The organism is Gardnerella pickettii (assembly GCF_029226345.1).
Classification (GTDB): domain Bacteria; phylum Actinomycetota; class Actinomycetes; order Actinomycetales; family Bifidobacteriaceae; genus Bifidobacterium; species Bifidobacterium piotii.
This window is the reverse complement of sequence record NZ_JAKNCU010000001.1, coordinates 1,095,054-1,113,228: the sequence shown is the minus strand read 5'-3', so window position 1 is coordinate 1,113,228 and position 18,175 is coordinate 1,095,054. Positions and strand designations below refer to the sequence as shown.

Annotated in this window: 12 protein-coding genes; 9 read left to right on the top strand and 3 right to left on the bottom strand. The window is 44.5% G+C overall.

Going from position 1 to position 18,175, the window contains the following annotated elements; all coding sequences use genetic code 11:
* Positions 1 to 17 precede the first annotated feature (17 nt).
* The gene (locus tag MAF46_RS04440) at positions 18 to 2,024 is read right to left on the bottom strand and encodes a DUF6020 family protein (protein WP_230953888.1); all 2,007 of its coding nucleotides are present in this window, start codon (positions 2,022 to 2,024) and stop codon (positions 18 to 20) included.
* Positions 2,025 to 2,304: 280 nt separating this feature from the next.
* Between MAF46_RS04440 and MAF46_RS04435 the strand changes: the two genes are divergently transcribed.
* The 6 genes from MAF46_RS04435 (at position 2,305) to MAF46_RS04410 (ending at position 13,722) form a co-directional block, all read left to right on the top strand.
* Positions 2,305 to 4,821, top strand: a complete 2,517-nt coding sequence (locus tag MAF46_RS04435) for a Rib/alpha-like domain-containing protein (protein WP_060785849.1) — start codon at positions 2,305 to 2,307, stop codon at positions 4,819 to 4,821.
* A 271-nt stretch (positions 4,822 to 5,092) separates the two neighbouring features.
* Positions 5,093 to 6,829, top strand: a complete 1,737-nt coding sequence (locus MAF46_RS04430; protein ID WP_060785850.1) for a SpaH/EbpB family LPXTG-anchored major pilin — start codon at positions 5,093 to 5,095, stop codon at positions 6,827 to 6,829.
* A gap of 355 nt (positions 6,830 to 7,184) precedes the next feature.
* Positions 7,185 to 8,099, top strand: a complete 915-nt coding sequence (locus tag MAF46_RS04425) for a class C sortase (RefSeq protein ID WP_230953890.1) — start codon at positions 7,185 to 7,187, stop codon at positions 8,097 to 8,099.
* Between the two features lie 62 nt (positions 8,100 to 8,161).
* Entirely contained in the window at positions 8,162 to 9,652 is a 1,491-nt protein-coding gene (locus MAF46_RS04420; RefSeq protein ID WP_275883745.1) for an FHA domain-containing protein, read from the top strand.
* 177 nt (positions 9,653 to 9,829) lie between these two features.
* The gene (locus MAF46_RS04415; RefSeq protein WP_414101632.1) at positions 9,830 to 13,522 is read left to right on the top strand and encodes a helicase; all 3,693 of its coding nucleotides are present in this window, start codon (positions 9,830 to 9,832) and stop codon (positions 13,520 to 13,522) included.
* Complete coding sequence (locus tag MAF46_RS04410; RefSeq protein WP_020758721.1) at positions 13,519 to 13,722, top strand: hypothetical protein; 204 nt, start codon at positions 13,519 to 13,521, stop codon at positions 13,720 to 13,722. The genes MAF46_RS04415 and MAF46_RS04410 overlap by 4 nt, the downstream gene beginning before the upstream one ends.
* A gap of 35 nt (positions 13,723 to 13,757) precedes the next feature.
* Here the strand turns inward: MAF46_RS04410 and MAF46_RS04405 are convergent, their stop codons facing one another.
* Together MAF46_RS04405 and MAF46_RS04400 are read right to left on the bottom strand one after the other, a co-directional pair.
* Positions 13,758 to 14,486, bottom strand: a complete 729-nt coding sequence (locus MAF46_RS04405; RefSeq protein WP_060785852.1) for a CpaB family protein — start codon at positions 14,484 to 14,486, stop codon at positions 13,758 to 13,760.
* A gap of 368 nt (positions 14,487 to 14,854) precedes the next feature.
* Positions 14,855 to 15,031, bottom strand: a complete 177-nt coding sequence (locus MAF46_RS04400) for an FmdB family zinc ribbon protein (protein ID WP_004131679.1) — start codon at positions 15,029 to 15,031, stop codon at positions 14,855 to 14,857.
* A gap of 181 nt (positions 15,032 to 15,212) precedes the next feature.
* Between MAF46_RS04400 and MAF46_RS04395 the strand changes: the two genes are divergently transcribed.
* The 3 genes from MAF46_RS04395 (at position 15,213) to hisC (ending at position 18,014) form a co-directional block, all read left to right on the top strand.
* Positions 15,213 to 16,289 (top strand): hypothetical protein, encoded by a 1,077-nt coding sequence (locus MAF46_RS04395; protein WP_060785853.1) that lies wholly within the window; start codon positions 15,213 to 15,215, stop codon positions 16,287 to 16,289.
* A 156-nt stretch (positions 16,290 to 16,445) separates the two neighbouring features.
* Positions 16,446 to 16,739 (top strand): co-chaperone GroES, encoded by a 294-nt coding sequence (gene groES, locus MAF46_RS04390; RefSeq protein ID WP_004131681.1) that lies wholly within the window; start codon positions 16,446 to 16,448, stop codon positions 16,737 to 16,739.
* A 180-nt stretch (positions 16,740 to 16,919) separates the two neighbouring features.
* A complete protein-coding gene (gene hisC, locus MAF46_RS04385; protein WP_060785854.1) occupies positions 16,920 to 18,014 on the top strand; it encodes a histidinol-phosphate transaminase in 1,095 nt (364 codons plus the stop codon).
* Positions 18,015 to 18,175 lie beyond the last annotated feature (161 nt).

Here is an 18,175-nt window from a genome sequence, read left to right as displayed (position 1 = left end):
TAGTGTGTATTGTTGTGCTAATCCTCGCGCGTACTATCATGCACCAAATCGCAATTTATTTTATCACTTTGACGGCATGTATTACGGCATGAGATGCAAACGCTATCCCTTATAAACATTAGAACCGTAAAGAAGAACACAAACGCAATCGGCAGCATGTGTCGCTCAAAATTGTTTGCAGGAGCCAACACCATTACGCCCATCAAAAGCGCAAGAGGCGCGTGCAAAACCAGCGTTTTCCACCTGCGCAATGCTATTTCGGCAACGCCAATAAGCAACGTTGCAACAACATACAAGTTTCCGTGAATAATCCACCCAAGAATCGGCGTATTGCTCCACGCTTCCGCGCTGCTTGATACAGCGCCACGCCACTCGGGCAGCCAGTAGCGAATCCACTCGGAATTCTTTATATTCTCGGTGTTTACGTAGTATTCTGGGCCAACATAAGGCACGTCTAGAATGTCGAAGTAGCCGTACGACTTTGCTAGCAGCGCATCCGTTGCAACAATCGGGCTGTGCGTAATCATAAGCAACCATGCGTGGTTAAACTTTTTCATGTCGTCTTTTGTAATATAACGCCAACGGTAGCTCACTTTTTTAGATTGCAAGCCAGAAGATTTTACAGGATCCGCGTCTTGAGGAGTGTACGCTTCTGCAGTTTGACTAAGATTAAAAATTGGCGATATTGCGCGCTTTGCTGCATGCGGTATGCTTTTTGGATCTAGCTTTGCGATTCTTGCGATTTGCTGAAGTTGCACTCCGCGGCTTTCGATTGGGTCTCCATTTATAATCGCGCCGCTAGAAATGGCAAGCATAATTGCGCCATGTATAAGAATTGTTGGGAGCAGAATGCACAAAACCCATATTTTCCAACGTTTTCTGCTAGATATAATCATCAACACAAATTGAATCGCAAGAATGTACCACGCGTATTTTGCAGCAATCAGCATAATGCACACGCTGATTATTAATTCGACGATTGTGTGTGCGGCTGGCTTTTGCTTGAAATCAAGGCAATTAAGCTCGTACATTATTCCAAACCACCACACAAACGCAAACGCGAACAGTGGCGATTTTGTAAGCGAAATCGTTGAAAATACTACAAGTGGACTGAATAAAAATGTGATTATTACGGCTGCGCGCAAGGCGATTGGCGTTGTTGTGATTGGTGTTGATGTGATTGATGTGTAGCCAGCTTGCGATTCGCCTGTTTTAGATTTAGCCCACGGCGTGTTTAAGAATCGGTTTGCGGTTGCAGCGCAACAAAATGCCGCGAGCACAAATTGCATAACGGCAAGCAGCACGATTCCTGCATCGTTCGATTCGGTAAAATATCGCGATATTGCGGCTGTAGCGCCGTAAATGAGCGTTAAAACAATGTTGTGTTGGTCGCTTAAATACGTTGGTTTTGCAGGCCAAAGATAGTGTGCTGTTGGGTAGATGTCTGCTGGAACAAAGCTAAAGAAGCCAATGTATGGCTGTTTTAAGCCAGTAACTTGATTCCACGCCCAGCTGTATTCGCGGATTTGCGAGCAAATGTCGGCTCCGTATGCGGCGAGCAGCGTTACTGGCGCCCATAGCCAGCCGATAATCAGCGTTAGAAAAATGTTTCGCTTGCGGCGGGTTGAGTGGTAAAAACACCACTTTAGGGCGCGTTTTGCGTTAAAAAATGCGGCGCGTAGGGTTGTTGCGATTTTTGATTTCGATTGTTTTGTTTTTGATTTTGTTTTTGATTTTTCTGGCGATAATTCTGCTTGCGATGATTCTGCGCGCATAAATCTTACGATTTTTGGCATAACTCCGTTTTTGCCAAAATAAATAAGAACCCTCAAAATTGCGTAATATGCGCAAAATGCGATTACAAAAATCAGCGCATTTAACCAGTTAAAATCTGTTAAACACCCTTGCGCGCGGTAGATTACGCCCAGACTTGTGCAAGTTGCAAGGAAGATACATGTAAAAACGATTAGCGAGTTTGCGGCGATTTTGCTTGCCGTGTTTGCGCCCGTGTTAATGCGTTTCATGTTCCACCTATACATCTATACACTCGTGTTTTACTTGCACTCTAATTATACCCGCTATAATCGCTTGCGCTCTGATCTGCCTTTTCGCGCTACGCTTTAAGCGAAAAGGCAGATCGTCGCGCAAATCGCACTTGATATTTTCATAGGGGGGGGGGTATATTATTAATGGCTTATGATAAGTGCCCATTTACTGGCCGTAGTTAGCAGATGATTATTTAATCTGTAAGTTTTGCATTTTGCTTTGCAAGCTTAGTAAATACGCGGAGAGGGAGGTGTGCCGATGCGTAATTTACATTGCGGTGGCCATTTCCTTCGATTATTGCGCTCAATTTGCGCTAAAACTGCGTGCGCTCGCCGTGCGATTGTTGCGCTTTTTGTTGTTGCTACTATTCTTGCTACTTTTATGATTATGCCATCCGCCTCTATGGGCGCTAGCTCGCAAAATGAATCTAATCAGGAGCAAACTCAGTCGCAAGCTAAGAGCGAAAATCCTGAGCCTAAGACTGCATCAAGTAATGAAGCAGATGCAAAAGGCGGTGCTGTCGTAGAAGATGGTGCTAGTGTAAAAGACGGTGCTAAAGAATCTAATACCGATGAGCCTAAAAATCCGCAACCTTCTATTAAACCAGACGGCTCTAGTGCAAGCAGAGCACAAAATGTTGACTCAACGAATCAGCCAAACAATGATGTAGAAGGCGCAAATAAGAATCTTAATAAAGATGTTATTAAAAAGGGCGTTGTTAACGACGTTGCAAAAGACGCTAAAAAATCAGAGCTTGCAAATAAGTCGCGTCGCCAAAATCGTGCTTTGGTCAACACTCTCGCTGCCAATGGCACACAAGAGTGCCAAAAGGCTGGATCTCTCGCAAAATGCTATAAAGTCAAGTACGAGCCTCATTTTAGCAAAGATAGTGATAAGAAAACTGTAGTATCTGAACGCGGTAAAGAATTCTATGTAGAGCCGACTTTTAAGCCGTTAAAAGGAAAATCTAAAAAAGTAAACTATGAAGATTTCGTTACAAAATTTGAGCTAGAGGAATTTCTTAACGAAAAACATAAAAAAACAGAAAATAATGGTCTTGTTACTGTAGACCCAACTACTGGCAAAATTACAGTGTATGCCAATAAGTGGATGAAGGAATCGAAATATTATGCGCATGTAAAAGTGACGTATTCGGATGGCTCGTACACTACTAATTTTGATTGCCCTACTGGTGGCACAAAATGTGTTAAATCTGTAATAAGACTTTCATTTTCGATTGCTTCTATAGACGGCACCAAAGGAGACTTATCTCTAAAGGTTTACAATCACCAGGACTCTAAAGGTCGTTCCGAAGTGCAAGACACGGACGGTGTTACTTTTACTTCGAATGAAAATGGAAGCTTTAGCTCAATAACTCCGATTTTTATTGACACTACATCTGCTAAAAAGCCAAATCCTATTTATCATCGCATGATTTGCCATAAAGACGACCAAAGGACTGGCTATACCTTAAATAATGTTGATGGTTTGAAGCTTAGAAATACAAACGATGCAACACTACTCGATGAAGATGATGGAAGCGTTGAAGGCTACACATTCCAAAAGCAGTGGGATTATGCTTTAGGCGATCGCCCAGGTGAAGAATCAGCTAAAGACTTTACAGTGTATGAAAATGATACTTTTACGGAGCGCTCGCAAAGCTGGATTGTTGGCACGCCTACAGATGTTGGTGATTTTACGTGCAAAGTGTTTGCTTTTAATGATGCTGATTTTACTCCACTTAAAACTTCAGTTGGTAGCTATGTAAATCTATTTAAATCAAACACTGAAAATCTTGATGATAGTAAACTACAGTCTATCTTCGAAGATCCAGCGATGGCTTTTTGTACAGCTGCTGGCGCTAAAGACGAGTTCGGAAATGAAGATCAATGCAAAGCTTCGCTTTCTAAGCAAAAAACCATCGACTGGGACTATAAGACTATTAAGATTGTTTTTAAGTCGAAGAAAAAGAAGCAGCTTGAGGTTAAAGATGGAGATCTTAAGCTGAACGTGTATCCGTTTAAGAGCAATGATGCTGGTTCTGGCTCTGCTGCTGGTGGCGCGTCTGCGGCCGCTCCTTCGGCTTTAGGCAATAACAGCACTGTTTCTGTTATGAAGGGAATGGAGCTTAAGCCGTTTATTGAAGCCACATCTGAGGCGGATTCTCAAAAAGAAATCAACCTTAAAATATTGTGCTCCAAAGGCGAGAAGCCGAAAGAAAGTGACGCAAGCGATGCAGGCGGCTCTGGCACTAAGTCAATACAATCCAACACAGATCTTAAGTATACAAAATGGGTAGATCCAAGCAGGCTTGGCTTTAATTTCCCAGATAATAGTCAAATTAAATGTACTTCAAGCGAAGGAGAGCAGTCTTGCATTCCTGATGGAGCTACTACCAAGTTTGCGGCTAGGACTTACGCTAGCGCTATGTTTAAGTCAACTGAAGCTGGCGATTATAAATGCGTTGTGTATGCGCTTAAAAAACCAGATGCGCTTAATAAGTTCAATGACGAAGCAACTAAAACAGACGTAACGCCAGAGAAAATATCTACCTCTTTTAAGGGTGCGAATCTAACAGCCAACAAAGACTTTGCGCAGTTAGCTTTTAAAATTCACGTGCCAGAAGATTTCACTCTGCCGCACACGGGCGGTCAGAATTGGAACTTGCAGCTGGGTGCTGTAGCTGCCGTAATGGTGAGCGTGCTTGCCGCAGGATTTGTGGCAAGTCAAAGTGAAGCATGCAGAAAGCTGCTTTACGAAAGTCGGCGATGCTAATGTGAAAGCTGCCTACGTAATCAAGTTGTGCTCGCGTATTAGTGCAGTGCGCGTAGCAAAAATAAAAACATAATTAGATTAACTAAACCAAGATATTCCAGAAGATATTTCAGGTAGTCAAAAAACAAAACAAACACACAAACACAAACAAGTATCGAGTAAGTACGTAAACAAGTGCTAAATCGGTACTAAAACAAACACACAGTAACAAACACAAAAACAAAACAACTTAACTCAACTGCTCTTAGAAGCATCGAGTAAAGGAGATAATATGAATAAACTAACAAGAAAGTGCGTTGCGGCTGTTGCGTCGCTCGCGATGGCTGGCACGCTGTGCGTTGCTGGCGCCGTAACAATGGCAAGCGTTGCGTGGGGTGTGCCTAAGCCTGGACCTGTTCAAGCCCCTGCCGATAACTCTCCGTGGGGTAAGAAACAAGATAAAACAGGTACATTAACGATTAACAAGTTTAAGTACGCAGATGCTGTAGATGGCGAGGGTCACCACAAGGGCGAAGCTCTTAATGGCGCAACATTTACGCTTAAAAAGGTTACCAAGATTGGTGGCGTTGATCTTGATTACACTAAATTCGAAACCTGGTCCAAGATTGCTGGCATAGTCGGTGCGCTGAATCGTGGTGATGAGGCTAGCGCAAATCTTACGTTTGATAATTCAAATCCTACTTCTACAGTGAGTAACAACACTACAACGTTCGAGAATCTTCCAGAGGGCTTGTACAAGGTTGTTGAAACTCCTCCTGCGGGGTATGGTGCTGCGGATATGACCGAGTTCTACATAACAATGCCTTTGATTGAGCCTGCTAATAAGACTAACCCTTACAACTGGAATCCAACAATCAACCCAAAGAACAAGGATATTTCTAAGACATTTACCAAGAAACTAGACGACGGCAAAGATCACAACTCTGTTCTTGCAAAAGATAAGACGCTTTACTACACGATTAGCGCTTCTGTAAACCGTACCAAGTCTGGCACTTTGAGCGCAGATGATCTTAATGGATTTGCTGTGTTTGATGATTTTCCTACTGCTGCATTTGCGTCACCAACGGATGCCAGCAGCGCTGTTGAGTCTGTGAAGATTGGCGATGGTGATGATGCTGGACTTACTGCGACCGATGATTATACCGTTTCTATCGTGAAAACTAGTTCTGAAGAAGGCGGCAAGAATCTTGAATCTACCAGAAACCGTATCTTAGTTAAGTTCACCGACGCTGGTTTGAAGAAGATTGCTGATAAGCTGAATGGCATTACCAACGGCCAAGACCCTAAGGTAAACGTTGCTATTAAGCTCGATCTTAGTGAGGATTACCAGAAAGGTACTGCTCCTACTGACACAACTTCAACAGAGCAAAACGGCAAGAACGAAGTCGTAAATAAGTCTGGTTACTTCCAAGCAAGTCCTAAGGGCACGCCAAATCCAGACCCAATCGTGTCTGGAGATGATGACGGCGGTACTTCTAAAGTCAAGTATGGCTGGTTCGACGTGTTCAAGTACGATGCTGCAGACGAAGGCAAGAAAGATAGGACTGGCCTTCCTGGTGCTGAGTTCAGACTTTTCAACACTGAAGAGAAAGCGAACGCTTGCGCTGAGAAACTTGTCGACGCAAGTAAGGATGCAGATAATATCGCCGAATGCAGTGCTGCTTCTTCTACGTTTAAGGGCGAAGAGGCTACAACTCAAGAAACTACTGGTAAATTGAAGGCGGCTGTTAAGGTTCAAGCTGGCACAAACATTTACCTTGTTGAGGTTAAAGCTCCAGAAGGCTACATTCGTTTGCCAGAAGTTAAGGCTGTGAATGTAGAAGAAGGCAAGCTCAAGATTGTTGACTTCTCTAACACAAAGAAGAACACATTTGGTACATGGTTCAACCTTCCTGCAACTGGTGCTACTGGCGTGATTATTTTCGCGCTTGCTGGCATGGGCTTGATTGCAGCAAGCGTGTTCCTCTACATGTGCAATCGCAAGGAAGAGGAGCAGGCAAAAGCCTGATGCGCTTTTGCAAAGTAGCTGCTTCAGTAATCTAGTAGTCTAAAAGTAAAGTGTGTGAGTCTAGGGTTTGTATGTAAGCCCTAGACTCGCGCATATTTGCGCTTTTGCTGCTTTTTGTTCAATATTCTGTTCATTTTTTGTAGTGCGTTTGTATTTGATTTCGGTGTTTTTTGGTACAAACGCACTACAAGGCAGGTCGTGCCGTTCGCGCGGTCTGAGCGCTATTCCTTACGGCTATTAGTAGCCGTAAGGCTGATTTGGCATGTAAAGTCCACTGGACTTTACATTTGAGCCAAATCACGCTTTGAAGGAGCTTGAAATGCGTTATGCAATTTCAAGCTCAGTCAAAGCGCCCATGCAAGTAGATTCGCGCATTGGAGGAGGAATGAAGGCTAAGAAAAAGAAAAGACCTTTGCGTCGAGCGCTAGAGCCAGTTGTCTTGGCAGTCGCCGCAATCCTATGTTTTACGTACCCAGTGGCGTCAACGCTGTGGAATAATCACGCGTCTAAACAGCTTTCTGCCATTTACGACAAGCTTAGCCGCGAGCAGCCTAAAGATGCGCGTGCAATTAGCTTAGAAAAGGCTCGCAAGTATAACGCGCATCGCAGCGCGATTTTTACGGCGGATCCGTATAACGGAACGGAAGATTTTAAGAAAACACCCGAGTATAAAAAGTACAGTAGCGTGCTGGATGAGCCAATGGGCATTATGGGAATCGTAAAAATCCCAAAGATTGGTGTAAAACTTCCTATTTATCACGGCAGTTCGCAGGATGTTTTAGCGTACGGTGCGGGTCACCTATATGGCACGGATTTACCAGTTGGCGGCAAAAATAGGCATTCTGTTATTACTGCGCATACGGGTTTGCCGCATGCGACTATGTTTGACGACTTAATCTACCTTAAAAAAGGCGATTTTTTCTATTTGGATATTCAAGGCGAGACGCTGCGATACAAGGTGTTTCGCATTAGCGTTGTAGAACCAAATGACATCAGCTTGTTGCAGCGCGAGAAGGGGCGTGATTTGGTGACTTTGCTCACTTGCACGCCGTATGGTGTTAATACGCAAAGGCTGCTGGTAACGGGGTATCGCGTGTTGCCAGATCTTGTTAAGGCGCCAGACGACAAGCTGCAGTGGCCGCTTTGGATGACGCTGTTTGTTATTGCGCTTGTTGGGTGCGCGGTGATTCTTGCGACTATGGTTGTTGCGGATGTTAAAAGAAAGCGCGGCAGGTTTGATTTGCACGCTAAGCATTTGATTAGCATTTAGCGCAATATACACAAAGCATGACACAATAGTGTGTAGTGTGTTTTTTGAAGGGAGCAGGTTCCGTGAGTGTTCAACAAACCTTGCAGCGCTGGATGATTACGGTAGGTGGAGTGGAGCAGGCACGCGTTGGTGCGGGTCGGTCTGTAGAAATTGGCAGGAAGCCTATACGCCCTTTGCGTGAAGATGGTTTTATGCGTGTAGACGTTGTAGACAATAAGCGCTCTATGTCTAAAAGGCACGCGCTTTTTATTGTTGATGCGAGCGGCGCGGCTACTATTCGCGATTTAAACTCTACAAACGGAACTTACTTGGTTAGCGAAAGCGGTGATTTGCTGCGACTAGACCCAGGCGTTGATTTTCACATGCCAGACAGCATTGTTCGCATGCAATTTGGCGACGTTCCAGTTGATTTTGTGCGCATTGAAGAAAAAGCGCCGCAAGGAAGCGATGCGAGTGCGCAGCCAGTGCGCGATTTATTCTCTTATGCTCCAGATAATGATATTAAGGAGCCAGATGCGGCGGATTTGTCGGTAGATGATATTCTTGACATTCGCGCTGGTGAGCCAACGGGCGTGTTTCATGCGCAGTCGGTTTCTAGGCCTGATTTGGTTTGGGATAGTCAAAAGCGGCTTAATGATGCTGCTGCTGCAGATGATCTTGGTAGTGCTTCGGCGGCGGATGCTGGTGCTGATTCGGATGATAATTCAACTTCGGCTGCGACTTCTGCTGTGCCTTCTTCTGCGACTTCAAGCGTTGAAGATGTTGCAAGTGTTATAGATGCTGCAAGTGTTGCAGAAAGCGTTGCGGAGCAAATTAAGCCTGTTATTGCAGGTCAAGTTGTTTTGCCTGTTGTTCGAGATGAGTTTGCTTCCCCTGTGGAACCGCGCAATTTATTTGACGATGCTGCTAATAATGATGCTGCTAGCGATTCGTCTAATAGTGATTTGTCGAATAGTGATTTGTCGAATAGTGATTTGTCGAATAGTGATTTGTCGAATAGCAACTATGCAACAAATAGTCAGAATGTAGAATCTCAAGCGGATTCTAAAGAAGATTATAAAGAGGATTTGCAAGCAAGCGTTCAATCAGATATGCAAGATGTTGCTCAAGATCAAAGTGTTGCTCAAGGTGTTGCTCAAAATTATGCCCAAGAAGAAGTGCAATACAATGATTCTGCAGATGCTGTTAATAGCGTTAATGATGCAAACGATGTAAGTGATGCAAGCGCTGCCATAGCAAGCGATTCCGCGCAATTTACACCAGCTTTTGAGCCAGGATCCGTGTTTGAAAAAGTTTCAAATGGCGAATTTAGCGCTCGCAAAGAAGTGGTTTCTGCTGGAGGATTTACATCGGAAGAAGCGCAAAAAACAGACGATTTTGCCGAGCAATTTGAGATGGCAAAGTACCAAGAGTTACTGCCATTCTTGGCAATGAACACAAATTTGTACGACGATTTGTATGCGTGGCTTTCGGCGCAGGGGAACGCAGACGTGGATCAAGCGTTGGCGCAAAATAGCGGATACAGCGCGTATCGCAATGCAATCGGCTTGTAAATAAGGGAGTTGAGTAGTATGAGCGATAATCAAAATGACTTTATGCACAGCCAGCAAGGCCAGGCAAGTCAGTTAAGCCAGCAAAATCAGCAAAATCTTTCAGATCAACCAGATAAGCCAGACCAGGCTGCGCCTCGCCAATCTGCACAATCTTTGCGCGCCGAGAAACTCGAGCGCATGAACAAATGGTATGAAAAATACAAGTCGCAGCTTGCTCCTTCTCCGCTAGAAGACATAACAAAACTTTGTGCGCAACTAGAGTTGACTCACGCGCATCCTTCGGGAATCGCCCAGCTTTTTGCCAGTGGGAAGGCCACTCTTCAAGCGCTTTTCCGCGATTCGGGAATGCTGCGCGCGGCAGGTAGAAGGCTAGACAGAGTTTTTGAAGACAGAGACAACAAGGCGCACGAAAATGGCGTTTCGGAGCTTTCGCTTGTTGTTGGAGTTGCGTCTTGGAGTGGAAATCATGTGCCAGTTTTAACATACCCAGTACGCGTTTTGCGAGAAGCTGGAAAAGACGAGACGGCTGCAACGATTTACTTTTCGGGAAACGTTCGCCTAAACCACGCTCTTGTTCTTAGGCTGCAAGAAAGAGGCGTGCACCTTAGCGAAGACGCGCTTTTTGATGGTGCAAACTACCAGAGCGGCACACCAGAAACATCTGCAGTTTTTGACGCGATTTGTGCTGCTGCGCAAAGAGTCTTCCCAGATTTCGACATTGAGCGAGATATTGTGCTCGGTTGTTTTACGGACTCGGGATCTAGATTCTTAGCAGAAAGCGGCCAGATTTTACGTGCGCTTAAGCTTGGGAACGTTGGAAATACAATGATTGATGCGATTGCGGGAGATGATATTGCCGTTGAATCGCTGGGCGCAAAAGCTACTTCCGACTATTCTCCACTAGATGCAGACCCACACTACGAATACGAAGTTGGTGACGTTAGTAACGCTGTGCGATACGCTGCAGGAATGGCGGCAAATGGCGCTTCTTTGGCAATAGACGCAGATGCTGGATGTGATTCCGCTTTAATCGCATCTGCGATCTCTTCGCGCTGCGTTCTTGCAGGAAAGTCCGTTTTGTACGTTCCAAACGTTATGGAGCAGCAGCGCCGATTCCGCCACGCTCTTAGCGCAAATGAGATTTCTTCTCTTTCGCTAGACGTTTCGGATTCGCATCTTGCAAAGCACGTTGATGCGCAGCTTATAGCGGCCGTTGGGTCTCGCCAAAGCGTTGCTTCTAGCCGCTTTGAGCAAGTTTGCGACGAGCTTGTTGGCGTTAAAACGCGATTAAACCGCTACTTGGGAGATTTGCACGGAGTAAACGAGCGATGGGGTGTCTCCGCTTATCAGACGATGCAAAATCTTGCAGGAATCGCCATGCTGCCTACTCATCCTTGCACGCATGTTCGTCTTAGTGTAGATGCTGCGCGCTCGCTTTCTGGTCATTTAGACGAGTGGGCGCAAAAGCTGCACGAGGCAGATTCTCTTGGCGAATTTACTACTAATGCCGAAGATACGCCGTGGTTTGGTGCTTCGCTGTTTAGCGAGAACGAGGCTGTAACAGTGTATCAGCGCGTTGTAGACGTTCTTACAAAGCTTTTGCCAGCCGCGCGCGAGCACGTTAAGTCAACTGTGCAAAATTGCGGTTTCCCTATTCCTTCTACGGCGCGAGAATGGGGTAGGCAGGTTACGGTTCTAAAGAATCTTCGCCGCGTTTTAGACGTTTTCCAGCCAGATATTTTTGAGCGCGATCTTAACGCAATGATTGAAGCGAGCAAGCCGAAGGCTGTTCGCAAGCGCGAAGGCACGCCAATGGGCTTTTGGGAGCGCAGGCATCATATTAAAGAAGCGCGCAGCCTTTTGCGTGTTGGCGCAAAGGTAGACGATCTTCACGAAGCATTAAAGATTGTTGCCGCGCAAGCTGCGCAATGGCGTACTTTTGTGCCTCATGGCGGTTGGCCAGTATTGCCTCCTAAGCTAGACGAAATCGTTAGTACGCAGGAGCTTTTAGACCGTAATCTTGTAGCGCTTAACGCTGTGCTTTCTACAACGCGCCTTGGTGCAGACCTTGAAAACATTGAGTTTACTAAGCTTGACGAGCGCTTGCAAGCCTTGCACGATAGTCGCGAATCCTTAGATACGCTACCAGGTAGGTGTGTTATTGAGCGCGAATTGCGCGGCGTTGGTTTAGAAGATCTTGTTTGTGATTTGCGTAGGCGTAAAGTTACGGGCCAGGCTTTAGATGGCGAGCTTCATCTAGCTTGGTGGACTACCGTTTTTGAAGATATTGTTAATTCTTCCGAGATTATATCTAATCAAGACGGTTCCGCGTTGCAAGACGCTTCTGATCGTTTTGTTCAAGTAGACACAGAGCATGTGCGTTCTGTAGGACCAATGGTTCAGCAAGAAGCACTTAAAAAGCTTTGCGACTTGCTTTTTGCGCGTTCTCAAGAGGCAAATCAGCTTCACACTGCTCTTGCAAGCAATGGTTCGGGTGTAACTTTTGCTAAGTTGATGAACTCTTACCCAGATTTGCTGCTTGCTGCTAAGCCGATTCTGGTTGCAATGCCGTCTACTTTAACTATGATGACTGAGTTTAAGCCGATTGTAGACGTTGTAATCATTGATTCTGCAGAGCATATTAACAACATTGAGCTGCTTAGCATTCTTGCGCGCGCACGCCAAGCCGTTGTTATTGCGCACAAGCAAACTGTTAGCTCGCAAAGCGTAAGTGACCTTATTAGTGTTTTGCCTACTATTTGCGTTAAGTCGCGAGCAACCAGGCGATCCACGTATCTTGCTGATTTCCTTGAAAATCATGGCTACGGATTGCTTAGACACGATGTTCCTGTAGAAAAAATGCAAGGCAAGGTTAAGCTTCATCAAGTAGAAGCCGCTGGCGTTCCAGTTATGGCAACGGGTCTTATTGAAAGCAGCCAGCGCGAGATTGATGAAGTTGTGTCTTTGATTAAGCAGCGCGCTAAGACTTTTAGCATTGTTCCTTCTAGCTACGTGCTTGCAGTTGTGACTCTTACAAGCGTGTTTAGAAACAGGCTTGGTGCGGAGCTTAAGGCGTTGGCTGTTAAAGACGAAAACATGGGTAGATTCCTTAGACATGTTCGACTTGTAAGCGTAAACGAGGCTGTTGGTGCATACGCAACGGATGTTATTCTTTCGCTGTGCTATGCAAAGACTTCGCACGGAAGGCTTTTGCAGCAGTTTGGAGTTTTGGAAGAAGAAGGCGGAAAGTCCATGCTTCTTGACTCCTTGGCTTTGGCTCGCAGAAACTTGGACATTGTTTGCGCATTTAAGTCTAGCGATATGGAAGATGATCGTTTGCATCAAGACGGACCTAAGCTTCTTAAGGATTTGCTTACTTGGGCGCAGAATTTGGACGATAATCCAGTTGATGCAGTAAATGCAGCAAATGCAGCGGTTGCTGGCGATACTGGTGATTCTGGCGATACTGCTGATTCTGCTGACGCGGGCGAAGCTGCAAAATCGCAAGCTGCTGGCGATTTTTCCGCAAACGGCTTTAGCAACGTTTTGTTTGCTGATTTGGCAGAACGAATTCGCTCTCGCGGCCTTAATGTTGCAGTAAACTACGGTTTTAGTGAAGATCATAGCATTCCTCTTGTTGTTGGCTTGCCAAATAAGCCGTTTGCTTTGGCTGTTCTAACAGACGATGCGCGTTTTATGAGCATTGAGTCTACTCGTGAGCGCAATCGCGTACTAGCTCAAGATTTGGAGTATCTTGGCTGGTCGGTTATGAATGTTTGGAGCGTTGGAGCATTCGTTAATCCCGAAAAAGAAGTTGAGCGAATTGTTTCTAGAATTGGCGAGCTTTATAAAAGCGGCGAGCAGCAATGAGTGATTACAACGCTAATCGCAGGTGTTCTAGGGGGCATTCGCGCGTGGTTCGTAAAGGTTCGGAGCTTTTCGACGCGGATGGCGTAAAACAAGAGCCAGGTGATGCTCAAACGATTGAGCAGCGCGCAAAAGACGACGATAATCGTATTCTTGGCGAGCTTCCTCCTCATTGGGCAGTTTTTAGCGAGCGCGGCAGATAAACTTTGCATAGCGGCATAAGTTTCTTTATTGTTCGCTAGTTTTGCACAGCTATAACTGCAAGGTTTGGAATAATCGCCTGCGTGTTTATGATTTGCAACGCGTTTTCTGCTGGCATTGCCAGCAGTGCGCTTTGCGCAGAATTGTTTACGTTAACAACGATTACGTTGTGAACAAGCGAAACGTTTTTGTCTTGCAAAGTAATGTTATCGGGAAAACTGGCGTCGCTAGATGTTTCTATTTGTGCTGGATTTGTTGAATGATTGGCTGTATTTGAGCTATTTGGAACTTTGCTAAACGCTATAGAAATAACGTCTCCTGGCGCAAGGCTGGCGCTGCTGCTTGCAAGATTCACCGAAATCGTTGTAAAACCAGGCGGAATTTTTGTTTGCTTTGTAACTTGGTTGCTAAAAATCGGCGTTCCGTATTTAATGTTGCATGCAGCAATAATCGCGTTTTTAGTGGAATTGCTTATAGAAGTGTAGTTAAGAACATTGTTAAAAACGCTACTTTTAGGAACATTAACGTAATGCAAGTCGCTTTGCTTAATTACGCTGCCTTTTGCTATGTTTCTAACGGCTACTGGCACACTTTGAGTAGCTTGAAACGTTGAAATAAGGTGTATTGAAAACAATGTTGCAACACTTATAAAAAATATTGAAAGCATGTTTAAGGTTTGCGCCCTTTTTCTGCGCTTTATAAGCTCTACTGGCGCCTTGTTTTCCGTGTTGTAGCCAACTGTTTTTAGTAAAAATGATGTACTCATATAAGCATCATTTATCACGCGGAGCGCTTTTGCAAGCTTTTTTGTGCAATGTGGTTAAAGGCTAGCTTAGATGGGGATTTTATGAGGATTTTATTCACATATAAACATTTTTGATGAAGTTTAATAGTTACTTACGCACATATGCACATAAATAGCCATTTTTGATTGGTATTAATCCACATATCAACATATATCAATATAAGTGATTACTAACATACGCACACATGCGTAGCAAAATAAACGCCACTTACGCACATAAGCACATAAGTGGCGTTATAAAGTTTCAATTTATTCACATACACACATAAGTTGCGTCATATTTTTTCACTTATGCACATATGCACAAATTTTAATGGGTTATTTGCACGTTACTTATCGGTGCGGTAAAATCCGCTACCCTTAAAGCTGATTGGTGGTGCGCTAAAAACCTTACGAACTTCTTGCTTTCCGCACTTTGGGCACACGGTAATTGGCTCATCCTCAAACGATTGATGTTGTGAAAAATCATATCCGCATTGCTTGCAACGGTAATGATAAGTAGGCAACGGTTCCTCCAATCTATAATTCCATCACATATCCTAGCTCATAATACCGCCTCGTTAAAGCGGCTAATCGCTAATCGTAAACGCTTTTTGTTTGTAAAATTTTGCGAAACAATCGCAAAAAATCCGACACGCCGACTTATTTTTAGCCTTTACATCCTTAATGCACTTTATATTTGTACGTATGGGTTATGAATCGGTGAGCGCGTTAACAGTATTGATCATCATCGTAACCTTAATGTTTGGTTGGTTGCCTAAACGCACTGAAAACAGCATGAAGTCAATGCTGGAACACAGCGAAGATAGGTATTCACCTTCGTTGCACATTGTGGATTATAGCAGTGATTCGCTTTTCCACGCGTGTAGCGGCACGATGGCGAAAGGGGTTGGCGTGCAGCCGTCGAAGATGCAAGCGAATACAAAGCCTAATAATGGCAAGTCCAGTCGCAATGGCGTGAATGCTAATAAACATAAGTGCGCTAAGCAGTTTAATGGTGTTTTTACGCCTGAACATGTTGCTCGTATTCGCGCGCTTCGCCGTGCAGCAATCCGCCGTCGCCGTGCGTTGGTGCTTTCTCTAACGTTTTTAACTCTTGTTGTGTTTGTTGCTGGTCTTTCTGGCCTTTATAGTGCGTGGTTTGCAATCATTCCTCTTGCTGCTGTTTGCACTGTTCTCTACTTTGGTTCTATGGCTGCTAAGCAAGCGCGCAAGTGGGAAGCAAAAGTTGCTTTGTATAACAAGCGTTCTGCAGCTTTTAATGATTCTGTTGTGGAGCCAATTTTTGACGCTGCCGTAAACTCAGTTGTTGAGCATGTTGAGAATTTAGACAATTCCAGCAATCCAGACAACACAGAGACTTCAGTTATGCAACAGCGAGATATAAGCATGGCTTTAGCAGGAGCAAATAGGCAAGAGGTGGCAAAAAGCGCGGTTGCTGGCGATTTTTCCGCTGCTAATGATGCGCGCTCGCAAGTCGATATCTCCAACTCTAACCAAGATCTTATATCGTTCTCGTTTGGCGATGATTCTAGTGATTTTGGTGCTAATGGCAAAAATGCGGGTCCGCAAAGCTTGGAAATAAAGTCTACTAAGCAAGTTACTAAAGCGATTTCAACAGACGATTCAAACGAATCGGCGGCGGCTTTCGATTCAAGCAAAGTCTCTGAAGTATCTGAAGTTACTGTAGAGCCTCCAGTTAGCACAAAAGACTCGCTTGGTAAAGCCGATTTAAGGGATGTTTTGGCTCGTCGCGCTGCTTAAAGTTTGTAAAAATTTTCTAAAATTTTAGCACTCTAGTTGGTAGAGTGCTAAAAACGCGCTATTATAAGGTTCAGTGCTCGATAGTTTTGACGTGATCGTCAGCCTCGTCAACATTATTCGCGCAAAGGTTACATTTCTCTAGAAAGAGGTACCGAAGTGTCGATTAAGCTCACACCTTTGGAAGATAAGATTATTGTTAAGCAAGCTCAGGCAGAAACTCAAACTGCTTCTGGCTTGTACATTCCAGATAATGCTAAGGAAAAGCCACAGCAGGGAGAGGTTTTGGCTGTTGGCCCAGGCCGCAGAGACGATAAGGGCGAGCGCATCCCTATGGATGTTAAGCCTGGAGACAAGATTCTTTACTCCAAGTATGGTGGCACAGAAGTTCATTACGAAGGCGAAGATTACTTAATCGTTTCGTCTCGTGACGTTCTTGCAATCCTTGGCTGATTTTGGTTAATCACTTGGTTAATCACTTGTATTAGTCAAGTAATATAAAGCTATTTAGCGCTGAAAATGACGGTTTACCGCTGTTTTCAGCGTTTTTGTTTAATCGTTTAGTGTGTCTGATTTGTTTTAATACGTCTAATAATTTATTTAATTTGTTTAAGACGCGACTATTATAAAATCATGGATTACAAACATCGCAGTATTTTAGATACTTTGCCAAATTACAAGCAGGGTAAACCAGCGCCCGCATTAGATGGCATTCGTGCGTATAAGATTTCTAGCAACGAAAACCCATTTGAGCCGTTAGAAAGTGTGAAAAGCGCCATTTCTAGCCGTGCGCTTGGTGTTATTAATCGTTATCCAAACATGCGCGGAACAGAAGTCGTAGAAGAGTTAGCTAAAAAGTTTAACGTTACTCCAGAAGAGGTTGTTCTTGGATGCGGCTCTACAGAGGTTATTACGCAACTTGTAAATCTTGTTGCAGGCTCTGGAGACGAAGTCATATACCCGTGGAGAAGCTTTGAAGCGTACCCGATTATTGTTACGGGTGCTGGCGCTACAAGCGTTAAAATCCCTAATCGTGCAGATGGGTCGCACGATGTGGACGCAATGATTGATGCGATTAATGAGCGCACTCGTCTTGTTATTTTGAACAATCCAAACAATCCAACGTCTGCATCGCTTTCAGACGAGGAAGCTAGACGAGTGCTGGATGCTGTTCCAAGCAACGTTTTAGTGCTTATTGACGAAGCTTACGTGCAATTTAACAACGCAAAGGGAACGGCAGATGGCATGCAACTTTACCGCGAATATCCAAACGTTGTTGTTGCTCAAACATTCTCTAAAGCCTACGGATTGGCTGGTTTGCGTATTGGATACGCTATTGCTGCAGCAGATGTTGTAGAAGGCATGCGAAAAGTAGCTGTTCCGTTTGGTGTAAGCCAAATTGCACAAGTTGCAGCTCTTGCGTCTTTGGAGAATGAAGCGCTTGTAGAAATGCGAAATCGCGTAGATGCGCTTGTTAAGGAGCGTGCGCGCGTTGTAAGCGGTTTGCGTGAGCAAGGGTGGAATGTTGCCGAGCCATACGCAAACTTCTTCTGGATGCCGTTTGGTGAAGATACAGAGCGAGCTAATCAACGTTTTGTTGATGCAGGTCTTTCTGTGCGCGCGTTTGCTGGAGAAGGTATTCGCATTACGATTGCGGAGACTGAGGCAAATAATCGCGTACTTAAAGTGTGTGAGTCTTTAAAGAAAGATGGTTTTTCGCTTAAATAATTGCTTAATAATCGCTTAAAGGCATATAAATAGCATATAAATAATCGCATTTTTTAGATGCATTTAGATGTGATTTTTGCTTTCGGCGTGTCTTGAACTTGCATTAGTCGCGCGTTCGTGGCAAAATAACAAAGTTGCCGTTTGGAGATGTTCTTCTCCGC

Bases quoted from the DNA above. Each gene is read 5' to 3' on its own strand.
- MAF46_RS04440 (WP_230953888.1), bottom strand. From the start codon at position 2,024: ATGAAACGCATTAACACGGGCGCAAACACGGCAAGCAAAATCGCCGCA.
- MAF46_RS04435 (WP_060785849.1), top strand. From the start codon at position 2,305: ATGCGTAATTTACATTGCGGTGGCCATTTCCTTCGATTATTGCGCTCA.
- MAF46_RS04430 (WP_060785850.1), top strand. From the start codon at position 5,093: ATGAATAAACTAACAAGAAAGTGCGTTGCGGCTGTTGCGTCGCTCGCG.
- MAF46_RS04425 (WP_230953890.1), top strand. From the start codon at position 7,185: ATGCAAGTAGATTCGCGCATTGGAGGAGGAATGAAGGCTAAGAAAAAG.
- MAF46_RS04415 (WP_414101632.1), top strand. From the start codon at position 9,830: ATGAACAAATGGTATGAAAAATACAAGTCGCAGCTTGCTCCTTCTCCG.
- MAF46_RS04410 (WP_020758721.1), top strand. From the start codon at position 13,519: ATGAGTGATTACAACGCTAATCGCAGGTGTTCTAGGGGGCATTCGCGC.
- MAF46_RS04405 (WP_060785852.1), bottom strand. From the start codon at position 14,486: ATGAGTACATCATTTTTACTAAAAACAGTTGGCTACAACACGGAAAAC.
- MAF46_RS04395 (WP_060785853.1), top strand. From the start codon at position 15,213: ATGGGTTATGAATCGGTGAGCGCGTTAACAGTATTGATCATCATCGTA.
- hisC (WP_060785854.1), top strand. From the start codon at position 16,920: ATGGATTACAAACATCGCAGTATTTTAGATACTTTGCCAAATTACAAG.